We start from the raw sequence: 11863 nt of genomic DNA on the forward strand, positions 1-11863 counted from the left end.
TCGTCGGGGCCAGCTCGAGTTTCGCTTCTGCCACCACGTGTTTGGGCGGTCAGCGGCCCTTGCGGGCCGCTGACCGCCAGGCGCCCGCAGTCGTTCCGGTGCCGTCACTGCTGCTCGACAATCACGGGCCTGTTGATCTCCAACTGACTCCGAAACCGGTCGACAAACGCTGTCCTCAGCAATCGACGAAGCCAGACGCCCGAGCAATGCGGCGCCACAGCAGCGTCTTCCCTGACCGGGCGGCAAGACGGCCAGCGCCCGTCCGAGCCGTCGTCACCCTTGAACTCGCCATCAGATCAAGATGGAAAGAGGTTCAGTGTCCCTGCTTCGCCGTCCTGGAGCGGAACGCTAGCCAGGGACGCTGGCAGCGGCCACTTGCAGCCTCACACGGAGAATTCATCTAGCAGCCGTGCTCTTCGAGGACCTGTCGCGTTTGCCCGTCAGCGGGAGACAGGTCGCCCTTTGAGGCGTGATCAAAGTGCAATTTAGGACGCTGGGGACCGCTTTGACTCGGACTTGCCGTCATGACGCCGGACGTGTCGACTTTGATGTCGACACGTGAACTGGCGTAGTCCGTCTTGGCAAGACATTGCCCCACGCCCCCGTAGGCACGGTCGTACCGGCCGTTGGGCACGCTGTAGGCCCAGGCGCCCATCGTTGCTGCCAGCACCGCTACCGCGACCACCATGATGGCCAACGTCGCCGACAGCCGCGTGAGCTTGTTGCGCATTCGGGAACCTGCGGCCCATGTCCCCCACGCTGCCACCCCTGCGCCTAGCGCGGCGCATGTAACTCCCAGCGCGGCGTAGGAGATCAGGCCGTGTGAGCCGTTACGTGACAGGTGCCAGATGTAAGCGGCCGCCGGGACCTGGGCTACCGCGACGACACACGCGGTGACCAAGGGAGACCGGGGCGTAACCTCACGCTTGCGTACCGGCGTTGCGAGACTGACCGTCATGCAGCAACCTTAGCGGCCCTCTCACCTTCGGACTGTGCGAGGCCGCTACTACGACCTATACGCCCTCTATGACCTGGCCTGATGTAACGAGTGGGCAAGGCCTATGACCAGCGCAGTACCTCTACGGGGCAGCTTCCGCTGCTGCGGGCGGGTGTTGGTCCGACAATGGCAGACTCCGCGGCCGGCTCTTGCGTACCGGACCCGCACCCGCCCGCCGCACGTGGTGATCAGCTTGCCGAGCTGGTGCGGGACCGGCCTGATGACCAACCTGTCCAGCACGGTGCCCGCACTGTGCGCGCCTCAACTGCGGCAAGGTCACCCCACTCGTGACCAGCAGCTACAGAATTCCTGGCTAGTCCTGGATCACGGAGCCGACGCGACGAAGGAAGCCCGACCCGGGACACGCCCTCGACGACGTCTTCGCATTGCCCACCCAGGGCCCGTAGAAGGTGGTCTCGACCCCCCGGATGTCGGTACAGACGATCTTCACCTGGTGGGCGCCGACGACTCCCAGCCCGGAGCAGTACGCGTATCCCGTGTTGCCCTTGGACCAGGTGTTGCAGTCTGCCGACTGCGTGCCCATTTCGCCGGCCGAAGCGTTCGGCGCGAGCGCGCCAAGGCCGAGGAAAACTCCTGCCGCCAGAATTCCGATCTTCTTCGCCTTCACTCTCTTCTCCCCTTTGGTTCGGTGATGGCCCAGCTGCTCCGGGCTGGTCAGAAGAGCTCGACCTGGTAGCCGGCCTTGTAGAAGAACCCGGCCCCGGGGCAGGTGTAGCTGGACCACTGGCCGCTCGTGCCTCCCTTCCAGGGGCCGTAGCCGGTGTGCTGGATGCCGCGGGAATCGATGCAGGTGACCTTGGCCCGGTAACGGTCGAGCCGGGCCAGGTCGACGCATTTCGCCGACCCGGTATTGCCCGAGTGACTCGAAGTGCAGGTGTACGTCGACGCCTTCGGCTCCACGGTCGATGAAGCGGAGGGCGTTTCGGCCGCGAATGCGGCAGGGGTGCCGAATACTCCGACAGCCACTACAGCAGAAGCTGCGGCGAGAGTGGCCGCAATTCTGTTCATCTGATCCCCCTCGATTTGGGAGACAAGGGCTGCAGAAACCAGCCCTGGCCTCTCTGCGGTCGGGTTCGATTGGTCATTCGAACCGTTCCTGACCCTATGCATTTATCTACAGGCCCCACAAGGAAGATCCTCATGCTCTCCACAAAGTGGCTGGTATGTGGCCGCGAAGCAGGGTGTTTTGTCCAGGTATTGCACTTAATGGCACTCTAAGTTGAGATGCGTGCTGAATGAGTAATGCTTATGCCTAGTAATGCTTAACGAAAACACTGGATTTCAGGGTGATCGGAAGCGGTAAACGTAATGATGTCGATTTTTTCTGGCCGCTGTGTCCTGGGACGGGAGTTGACTGGTCGATCCACTGCGAGAACGTCGGCATGGATCGTGCCGGATTAGCTGTGGAGCGTTTGGAACCTTGGTTGCTGCAGCGTGAACCTTGCGGGCCGTGATCGAGCGGGGCTTGGTCCTCAGGCGGAGCGGCTGCGATAGCAGAACGCCTGCCACCGAACAAGAGGATGCCGCGCACGCCAGGACCGAACCTGCCGCCGCACACCAGGCCCTGCGGGCCTTCGACACCGCGCTTCACGCGCCCACCAGGCCTCCGCGGAAACCGACCTCGCCCAACCAGCCCTGACCGGCCTCAGCCTGCGCGCGAGCGGCGCCGGGAGGAGGGGTGGGCGCGCCGGGGTGTTCTCAGCCCGCGTCGCTGTGGTTCAAGCCAAGTTCAGCAAGCCGTCTGCGTACGCCTATCACGCGGCCGGAGACTACACGGTGCAGCTATTCGACTACATGCTGACAGGTGGAGGGCTTCCTTGCCGCGTAGGGACGACATCGTGACGATCGTGATCGACACGAAGAACGAGATGAAGAGATCGATCGACAGCCTGGGCGCCAGGGTCAACGACCTGGAGCGGGACCTTCGGGCCTCGGTCACCGCCGAGATCACAGGGCTGCGCGAGACGGCCCTCGCTGACTTGAAGTCGTCGCAGCACGAGACGCGGACCAGTTCCTACAACGCGGGTAAGCGGGCGAGCGAAGCCGTTGCTGCGGTGGCTGACCTGCGCCGGGATGTGGACCGGCTGCACTACGGGCTCGAGGGCCTGCGCGAGGACGTGGGCAAAATCCTGGAGGCTCTGCAGGTCGCGGCACGGGTTCCGGCGGCCGCCGGTCCGGCGGAAAACCCGTCCCCGGGCCAGGCCGGGGCCAGCACTGAGTACGAGCCGGATTCTGTCGTCCTCCCCAAGCAAAGGCAGGCGCCGGGCCAGGAGTCGGCGCCGCAGGTGGAACCTGCTGCCGCGAAGCTCTCTGCGGACAAGCCGCCCGAAGGGGGCGATTTGGATGTCTCCACCGGCTCGGATGCCTCCAGTGCCGACGAGGACCAAGCCGATCAGTCGACACCTGAAGCTGAGCAGTCCGTGCCGGTGGCCGATGACCGCGAAGAAGTGGACCACGACGTTCCCCGCGCGGCGCTGGAGGCCAGCGAGCAGGGCCCGAGCGATTCGGTGGAGGAGCCGTCTCCGCTCACCTGGAAGGGCAGAATCTGGGCAATCATGAGGGCCGGTAAGGTTGCGTCGGCCACCCTGGTCTGCCACCGGGACACCTGGGAATTCGTGGCAGCACAGGTCGGCAGCCACCCGCACTTCCGGACCCCGTCCCTCGAAGAACGCGAGAACGGCCTGGTGGCCGCGGTCCTCTCCGGCCGGTCGCTGGTCGCCATGCTGCTGGCCCTCTACCGCACGGCGAATGCCTCCATTCGCAGGCCCGACGGCGAGGACACCGAGGAGCTGATCACCTACGCCGACTGGGCCATGGCCTCCCAGGTCTACTACGCGACCGCCCGAGTCCTCAGCAAGGCCTACTACGAAGAAGGGGATCCCGTTGTGGTGACGATCGACAACCGGGTGCCCGCCCGGCCATGACCGTGCCGGGTGCGCATCTCCTGAACAGGTGAAACGGAAGCCTCGCGGTCGACGCATCGTGGGCGTACCGGCAAAGAGCTGAGGGCCCTCACCGCTGGTGAGGGCCCTCAAAAGTCTGACCCCGGTCGCGTGACGTAAGCCAGAGGCTGAACCGGGGAATCTGCCGCCCATGATACATCAGGGGGGTGCAGATACAACCGACGGCGGAGCAGCTCAAGCTCCTGGAGCCGCTGATTTCCCGGCCCCGCCTGGCCCCCTTCGTCGCCGCCACGGCCACGCCGGCCGCCGCGATGGAGCTGTACCTGTGGAACGTGCGGCTGTCGGCCGCGTTCGGTGAGGTGATCGCCCTTGCCGAGGTCATCCTGCGCAACGCCATGGCGGAGCAGCTCGCCGCCGCGTACGGGGCGACCTGGTACGCGCGCACCGACTTGTTCGACGACCGAACCATGAGCGGCTTCAAGACGACGTGGCGCAACATCACCATGCCCGCCGACCTGGCGACCGGGAAGCCGGCGCAGAAGACCCTCCAGGCGGTCCCGGCCGGGAAGATCGTGGCGGAGTCGACCTTCGGCTGCTGGGTGAACCTGCTCGACAAGGGCGGCACCCGCGGCGACGGGCCGTACCGCAAGAACGTCGACTACGACTCCACCCTGTGGCGCAAGGCCCTGCACAAGGCGTTCCCGAACAGCGGCGGCAAGCGGACGACGGTGTTCACCACCGCCAGCCACGTCCGCTCCCTGCGCAACCGGGCCGCCCACCATGAGCCGCTGATCGACGGAGTTCCCCTCCCGGGCCAGAACGACCGCCGCGGCCGAACCCGCCGGCTCACCCTGCCCCAGGCCCACACCGAGGTCCTGCGCCTGGTCGAGTACATCGACCAGGACGTCTCCGCCTGGCTGAGCCAGACCAGCCGTGTGCCTGACCTGCTGCACACCCGGCCCTGACCCGCGTCCGGCACACCGCACGAGCGGAGCCGGACGGGTGGCGCGGTCGTGTCCGCAGCGACGGGGTGCTCGTTGACCGGCGGGTGGCCGGCCGACGAGCAAGGGAGACCCCGATGGGGCGGATCAAGAAGAAGCGCGCGACACGTGACGCGCGCCGCCAGCCTGGCATCCAGCCGCAGGCCGCGCCGCCGTTCCCGCAGGCGGAAGTCGAGCGGGTCATGCGGCTGTGGGACCGGGCGATCGACACCGGGCTGATGGCCAGCGGCACGGATGTGAAGTACCACTTCACCCCGGACGGCAAGGTGCTCTCCGTCGCCGTCGGCAGAAGCGGGCAGGTACTGGCCAACGGCGAACGGCTCACGCCGTCGGTGGCCGAACGGCTGCGCCAGGACATGCCGCTGCTGGCGGGGATGGTCACCTTCTACGAGAACAACCAGCTCGCCGGCCGCTGCCTGGACGATGCGCCCCAGGACGGCGTGACGCCCCTGTTGCCGCCCGCCGGCCCCGACCCGATGCCAACGGTGGACGAGGAAGCCCTGGCCGAGGCTCAAACCGCCACCGCGGTGCTGGTACGCCAGGGCAAGGTCGCCGAGCCGGTGGGCGCGATGGTGATCCCCGCCCAGAGGGGCGGCGTGCTGTTCGCCGTCGGAGGCCGGGACGGGGAGCTGTACGTCAACGGGCGGGCGCTCACCCAGCAATGGGCCGACACGCTGCGGGCCAAGGTGCCAGAACTCGCCTCGGACATCGACCGGCTCCAGGCCATGCGTGCGGAGTGGCTGGATGCGCCCCCGCAGGACCGCACGCTGGCGCTGGCCGGCAGCTGCACCGACCCGAACTGTCACACCCCGCACTGAACGAACAACGCGCGCCCCGGGGGCAGATGTTCGGGTCGGCCTGGCCTGGCGGCAGCACCTACTGGCGGGCTGCGGGGATGAACAGGCGGGTGCCCTGATACAGGCCAGACGCGGTCTCTTCCCGCCGCCGCTCCACCAGGTTCATCGCCTCCAGCCGGTCTGTGATCTTCGATGCTCCCGGCAGGCCACACCCCAGCAGGGCCGCGATCGTCGCGGAGATACGGCCGCGCTGGCTGTCGACTGGTCCGTCGATCAGCCGGACCTCGCCCGTTGCCGAGGTATCCAGGACCAGCAGCAGAAACGCGAGCCGGTCTGTGGCCGCCCCGCGTCCCGTGCGCGTTCCCATCAACCCGGTGCCCGGCGCGAAGAGCGCAGACACCACAGGCCGGAGGGTCCCGTCCGGGGCGGCCGCGGTGGGCGACCTGAACACAAGGCCCGGGTCCCCGTCCGGAGCGGTGTGCCAAGCCGCCCGGCGCAGCCCGGGAGTCACGAGCGATGCCACATGCGAGAGGGACACCCCGACCCACTCCCCCAGGCTCTGTGAGCGCAGCGTCACCGACTTTTCCCCGGGCGGGATCAGGGTCTGCAAGACCACCGCGGCGAGCCGTACGGCATCGAGCTCACCCGCCAGGCCGGGGCCGTTCAGGACTGCATGAACAGCAGCACGCGCGCGCTCCCGGCTCGGCTGATCCGGCACAAGAGGGGATGTGGGCTCCATGGCGGTCTCCTTCTTCGGCGGCACATGAGTGAAACGGTCGGGTTGGGCAGACGGCTGCGGGATCACGCCGTCCGCTCCAGCTGCTGCGGTGCGGCCATCGGGCGGCCGGCTTTCTCGGCACGGGCCCGGCGCAGGGCGGCGGCCTCGGTCGCCGCTGCCTGACGACGTCGCTGGAGGCGAGCATCGTTCATCGAGGCCGGCGCATCGTCCGGGGCGGCGTCGGGTTCGGGGAACGCGCGCCGGCTGAGCTCACGCATGGCCCTGTGCTGCCGTTCGATCGCCTCGGTGACGTCCGAGCTGACGCGCTGGACACGCGGGACGGCCTGGTGGGCGGCCAAGGCCCGGTGGAAGCCGGGCGGGGCCATGTCGCGGGTCTTCACCGGCGCCTCGGGCGCGGCCGCCGCCGGAGCGGTGATCGCCTCGCGGGAAGCATCCTGGACCAGTGGCCGGACATCGCGGCCAGCCTCTCCCCGAAGCTGGCCGCGCACGTCCAGGCGGTCGCCTTCCACGCGGACACCGGGCAGATGGACCTGCACCCGGACTCACCCGCGTACGCCACCCAGCTGCGCCTGATCACCTCCCGGATCGTCACCGCGGCGAACGACGCGGTCGGCACCCAGGCAGTCCGCACCGTCCGCGTCTTGGCCGGTGGGCGCCACTGCCCCGGCGCCCCCGCCGGCGGCCGGGATGTCCCAGGCCCGGTCGGTCATCAGGCCCTGGAGCACGGCGGCGAACCCGGTCGGCTCCCGGCCGTAACGCCGCACCGTCGCCCCGGTCCGGCGCTTCGGCTTCGGGCGCGTTCACGGACAGCCGGCGACACTGCTCGACTCACGCAGGACAGTGTTCACTCCGTCGACCTGGTCCGCTCGCTCCGCCACGCGCCCTGCCCCGGTTCATCCCAGGCCCGCCCCCTTCTCTACGTTGCCGTGGCGGCCTGACGGCGCTTGGCGCGTTCGACCTGCCGCAGCAGCAGGTCGGCGAACTGGATGATCTCGGCTGCCTCGATGGGGTCGTCGAAGTCGACGGTGCGGTGGCTGGCGGGGTTCTTGTACGCGCCCATGGCGCCAGCGAACAGCGATGAGGCGGCGTCCTGCTCACCGCCTTCGGCTCCGGCGTCGGCGAGCGGGCCGCCAACCCTGCCGTTCTGGTGCGGCTGGAACGCCTTGCGCATCAGCGGTACGCCGACCAGGGAGTTGTCGAGGCCGGACGCGTTCCGGACGGCGACTTCCACCGCCTTCATCGCGGCGAAGCACGCGGTCTCGTAGTCGCCCAGGTCGAAGTTGGTGCGCACCGTGTCTTCCAGGGCCGGATGGAGCGGGCCGGACAGCCGCTGGCGCGCTTCGAACCGCATGGTGCCCTCGGGATCCTCCGCCAGGTTCCTGCCGTCGCGGGACAGTTGACGGAAACCCTCCGACTGACTGGGCACCCGGGACAGTAGCGCGTGTGCCTCCAGCCAGGCCCAGGCATCGGAGAGGCGGTCGACGAGGTTCTCGGCATCCGGTTCGTCCTGAAACGCCTGGCGGGCCGAACCCATCGTTCCTGCGTACTGCAGGAAGCCGGTACCGGCGGAGAGGTGCTTCAGAAGGAGGAGCGCAACGTCTCGGGTGGGTAGCTGCCGGATCTGTTCCGCCGGAACCGGCGGCGTGAACGTGTACCTCATGGGCGCACGCTACGGCGTGGCACCGACAGCCGAGGCCCGTGCCTCGACAGGGGAGACTGTCGGGCCGAACACCACGCTTAGCGGCTCCAGCGTTGTCAGTGGCGGGAGGTACCGTCAATCAGTTGGGCGCCCGGCAGTGTGGCCGGGTGCCGACCGGAGGCGGATCTCGTCTCCAGTACGGCTGGAGGTTGCATGGCCCTGGACAAACGCCGCGTGCAGACCGCAGTGATCGGCAACCCCGATTCCGAGCTCCCCGTGGTCCTTCCGATGGAAGCGATAGAGCTCGACGACTTCCGGACCCGCCACGCCAACCAGACCTACTGGTGCGGGACGTGGCTGGGCGGGTGCGGCCACCAGCTCTTCACCAAGCTGTACACCGACCGCGCCTGCCACTTCGCGCACAGGCCCGACCCCGAGCACACCTCCACCTGCGCCCGCAAGGCATCCGGGGTTTCCAGCGCAGACCACCTGTACATCAAGCACGGACTGTTGGACTGGCTGGCGGGCCAGGACATCACCGCCACAGCCACCATCGCGCGCGATGCCGACGGCTCGATCGGCCGGGACGTGCTCTTCGACCCCGCCGGGCGCGACAGCCTTCGGGTGCTGCTCTCATCACCCGGCTCTTCCGCATCGGAGGAAGAGGACCCCGCCCGACTGGTGCTCGGCCCGGAGATGACGCCGGATCCGGACGTGCTGCTGCGGCAGGGCTACGTCAACCGCATCCAGCTCGTCCCCGACGGCACCCGCCGCCGGATCCAGGTAGGCACCGAACGCCATGGCGGGACCACCGACTGGTTCGACTTGGACGAGGTGGAGCTCACCGACTCGGGGCTCACCACCCCGGCGGTCGAAGAAATCCGCCGGCTGCGCACCATACGGCGGCCCATCGGTGTACGGACGCCCAAGGCCCCACCGCCACAGAGTCGGCCGACCCCGCGGGCCGTCAGCGACGCCACGCACGGTGTCCCGTCGCAGGACCGTGACGCTGTCATGGCCGCCCTCGAGGAGGCGGTCAGTGACGGGCGTAGCCGTACGGAGATCCGCCGCTGGCTGAACAGGGCAGAGGAAGTGACGCACGGCGGGGCCACCGCGGAAGAAAACGAACTGATCAGGAAGGCTGCCGACGCGCTGCTGAGGCTGGAGCGCGGAGTCGGCGTGCCGACGCCACGGGAACCGACTTTCCAGGAGCGCAAGGCCCTGCAGAACGTCGAACGACTGCTGCAGGTTCTCGCACAGCACAAGGCGCACGGTATGGGGGTCACGCTCCGCCAGCTCAACCAACTCGCGAAGGCCGCGGAGCAGGCTTCGGCCTGGCTCACCGACGCACAACGCCTCCAGGTGCAGGAGTGGCAGAACGATCCGGAACCCGCACCCGCGCCGCGGGCCCCTCAGCCGCCGCGCGGCCGCTCACCGCGCCCCCCGGCCTCCCGCCCGGAACCGTTCAACGGGGCAGGCCTCGCTGACGCCGTACGCGACGTTCTGGAACACGCAGCCCGACTGGGCAAGACCGTGCCCCTCCCCGACCTGTGTGCCCAGGTCAAGGGCCTGGGCGAGCTGACGGAATCCGATCAGGCGCAGGTGCTGCGCCGGGTCAGGCCCACCGCGCGCCCCCGTAGCGCGAAACCCCAACGTCCGGCCCTACTCACCGCTCTGATCACTACGGAGGACGGGGCCATGCACCCGGTCTACCGGCAGCTCGCTGACCACGCCGGCCATCATTTGCCCCAGCAGGCCGACAGCGCCTGGACCGAGACCGTCAAGATCCTCCACGACCGCTACCGCACCCCATAGCGGCACAACCAACTACGCAGTGGCACGGAGGTTCGATGCAGCGCGAAGGCCGCCGGGTGCTCCGGGCGGCCTTCGCCGTGAGGTCTGAACCCGGGAAGGTTCGATATATTGCCGGATCACTCATCAGCCGAGGCCTCCGGCATCGTCTGGAGGACGGTCTCCACCAGGCGTTGGCGCACAACGGCTCCGATGGGCCGCATTGACTCCGGGTTGCTGCCAGTGACCGGGTGCTGCAGAAGATCGGTAGCCGCCACGACTGCGAGAGCGGCCTGACGCGGGTCGAGCACAACGGCCAGACGCTCGTGCAGCAGCTTGAGGTGCGCGACCGCCCGCCTGGCGACCCGCTGCTCAACGTCGAACTCCATCCCCGCAGCGGTCTGCTCCAAGTCCTCGAGGCACCGGAAGACGGCCTCCGGGTCCCAGCTGCCAGGGTAGGTGTGGAGCCACCGGAGGAAGAACGCCAGCTCGTCGTCATTGTCTGGGACGCCTGCCTCGGGCTGGACTCCGGTTTCGGCAACTGAGGGTGCCGGAGCAGGGGCCGGCTGGGGAAGCCCCTGCTCGATGTCGCAGACAGCCGTCTCCAGCGGCTGAAGATCGAGCACCGTGTAGAAGAGGGTGCGGGTCATGGCGCTCAGTCCGCAGCCCGTCACCTCGCCGAAGGCCTTGATTGGCCACGTGGGTTCGGTGACAGCGCGCAGTGCGTGGGTCTCGAACTGGTTGACCGCGTGTGTACTGATGTTGACGCGCGGGGCGCGGGGGTTCTTCTGCGCAGATTCCGCAGCAGCCCGGGTGGAGCGCCAGACCAGGTTGTAGATCTCTCCCAGCGGCCGGTGCCGTGCCACTTTGTAGGCGGCCTCACGCAATCTCTCGATGTGATTTTCCGTCACGGCTGGAAGGTTGAGGTCTTCCAGTCGGTGGGTGAAGTAGCGCAGGGCCTCTTCAGCGATGCATTCCTGCGCCAGGGCGAGGAGGTCGTTGTGCTGGCCTGCGGTGAGGCGTTGCGGTGCCAGTCGTTCGCTCAGCACGGTGTCCAGGTGCTGGGCCCCGGTCCCCGCGCTCGTGGCGAACGGTGCGTAGAAGCAGCTGTCCAGGGGGAAGAACTGCGATGTGAGCCGGGGGTCCACATGTACGGACTCGGGATCACCGTCCGCCGCGGCGAGGGCGGCTTGGAACGAGGCCGGTTCCCACTCCATAGCGGTGACCGAGGTGGTGGGGTGGATCCTGATGAGGCCGGCCCGGACCAGTGCACCCAGGAGCTGGACGGTTTCGCGCTGGGCGGGGTGCAATGGATCGAGCCAGGACCCGATCGCGGAGATCGGCGTGGTCGACGGCGCGTACCGCAGCAACGCCAAGGCTGCCACCATCTCGCGCACCGAGGCCTTGGGCACCGTCTCGGAGAACGTGAGCTGGTACCGATCTTCCATGACCTCGCGCTGTGCGTGTCGCCAGGCATCTGCAGCTGTATCGAGTGCCTGCTGCTCTGCAGCGCGGGCACGGGCTGCTTCACGTTTGGCCTTGCGTTTCGGGTCGTTGAGCGTCTGCAGAGCGGACGTCAGGGATTCCGTGCACGCCACGCACACAGGTCTCTCGCCCTTGGCCAGGTCGGCAAGCGCGGTCCGGGAGGTCAGGCTGAGCTGCTGCTGGCACTCAGGGCAGGTGTGGTCGACGACGGCACGCACACCACCTGCCGCGATCACGTAGAGAGGGCCACCCCAGCCGAGTGTGTCGATGTCTGCGGTCTTCTCGCACCAGACAGGCGTGCCCAGCTCAGGATGGAAGCCGGCCATGGCCCAGTAGCGTTCGCCGATCGCGATCAGCTCGGGGTCGGCGCCGTCGACCGGAACAACGGTGGGAGTCAGCCCTGCCAGCACCGCGCTCATCTCATCAGTCACAGTTGCACACCTTATGCAACGGTGACTGCGGCGTTTCCGGAACGTCCAGGCTCGGCCTA

The 11863-nt window shown here is 68.1% G+C and carries 12 protein-coding genes; 5 read left to right on the top strand and 7 right to left on the bottom strand.

Features of this window, described 5'->3' with window-relative positions; genetic code table 11:
• Window positions 1–400 precede the first annotated feature (400 nt).
• The 3 genes from IG88_RS43455 to IG88_RS0125160 all read right to left on the bottom strand — a co-directional run bounded on the left by IG88_RS43455 (window position 401) and on the right by IG88_RS0125160 (window position 1984).
• Complete coding sequence (locus IG88_RS43455) at window positions 401–730, bottom strand: hypothetical protein (RefSeq protein WP_158854031.1); 330 nt, start codon at window positions 728–730, stop codon at window positions 401–403.
• Between the two features lie 580 nt (window positions 731–1310).
• Window positions 1311–1625, bottom strand: a complete 315-nt coding sequence (locus IG88_RS0125155) for a hypothetical protein (protein ID WP_031045496.1) — start codon at window positions 1623–1625, stop codon at window positions 1311–1313.
• A 47-nt stretch (window positions 1626–1672) separates the two neighbouring features.
• A complete protein-coding gene (locus IG88_RS0125160; protein ID WP_158854034.1) occupies window positions 1673–1984 on the bottom strand; it encodes a hypothetical protein in 312 nt (103 codons plus the stop codon).
• Between the two features lie 872 nt (window positions 1985–2856).
• On the opposite strand from IG88_RS0125160, the gene IG88_RS0125165 reads away from it, so the two are divergent.
• The 3 genes from IG88_RS0125165 to IG88_RS0125180 all read left to right on the top strand — a co-directional run bounded on the left by IG88_RS0125165 (window position 2857) and on the right by IG88_RS0125180 (window position 5740).
• Window positions 2857–3942: a hypothetical protein gene (locus tag IG88_RS0125165; RefSeq protein WP_158854037.1), complete on the top strand. Its 1086-nt coding sequence runs from the start codon at window positions 2857–2859 to the stop codon at window positions 3940–3942.
• 185 nt (window positions 3943–4127) lie between these two features.
• Window positions 4128–4886, top strand: a complete 759-nt coding sequence (locus tag IG88_RS0125170; RefSeq protein WP_051852034.1) for an Abi family protein — start codon at window positions 4128–4130, stop codon at window positions 4884–4886.
• A 113-nt stretch (window positions 4887–4999) separates the two neighbouring features.
• On the top strand, window positions 5000–5740 hold the full coding sequence (locus tag IG88_RS0125180) for a hypothetical protein (RefSeq protein WP_031045505.1): 741 nt from the start codon (window positions 5000–5002) through the stop codon (window positions 5738–5740).
• A 58-nt stretch (window positions 5741–5798) separates the two neighbouring features.
• On the opposite strand, the gene IG88_RS0125185 is transcribed toward IG88_RS0125180, so the two are convergent.
• The gene (locus tag IG88_RS0125185) at window positions 5799–6458 is read right to left on the bottom strand and encodes a hypothetical protein (RefSeq protein ID WP_234332266.1); all 660 of its coding nucleotides are present in this window, start codon (window positions 6456–6458) and stop codon (window positions 5799–5801) included.
• A gap of 62 nt (window positions 6459–6520) precedes the next feature.
• Window positions 6521–6994, bottom strand: a complete 474-nt coding sequence (locus tag IG88_RS42800; protein WP_234332278.1) for a hypothetical protein — start codon at window positions 6992–6994, stop codon at window positions 6521–6523.
• Here IG88_RS42800 and IG88_RS44435 point away from each other — a divergent pair.
• Window positions 6935–7396 (top strand): DciA family protein, encoded by a 462-nt coding sequence (locus IG88_RS44435; RefSeq protein WP_324609012.1) that lies wholly within the window; start codon window positions 6935–6937, stop codon window positions 7394–7396. The two genes, IG88_RS42800 and IG88_RS44435, sit on opposite strands and share 60 nt — an antisense overlap.
• Here IG88_RS44435 and IG88_RS39010 read toward each other — a convergent pair.
• Complete coding sequence (locus tag IG88_RS39010) at window positions 7375–8118, bottom strand: TIGR02391 family protein (RefSeq protein ID WP_037836622.1); 744 nt, start codon at window positions 8116–8118, stop codon at window positions 7375–7377. The genes IG88_RS44435 and IG88_RS39010 overlap by 22 nt on opposite strands.
• Window positions 8119–8310: 192 nt before the next feature.
• On the opposite strand from IG88_RS39010, the gene IG88_RS40320 reads away from it, so the two are divergent.
• Entirely contained in the window at window positions 8311–9912 is a 1602-nt protein-coding gene (locus IG88_RS40320) for a hypothetical protein (protein WP_051852037.1), read from the top strand.
• Between the two features lie 116 nt (window positions 9913–10028).
• Here the strand turns inward: IG88_RS40320 and IG88_RS0125205 are convergent, their stop codons facing one another.
• The gene (locus tag IG88_RS0125205) at window positions 10029–11804 is read right to left on the bottom strand and encodes a hypothetical protein (RefSeq protein WP_031045517.1); all 1776 of its coding nucleotides are present in this window, start codon (window positions 11802–11804) and stop codon (window positions 10029–10031) included.
• Between the last annotated feature and the right edge of the window lie 59 nt (window positions 11805–11863).

The organism is Streptomyces sp. NRRL F-5650 (assembly GCF_000721365.1).
GTDB lineage: Bacteria > Actinomycetota > Actinomycetes > Streptomycetales > Streptomycetaceae > Streptomyces > Streptomyces ardesiacus.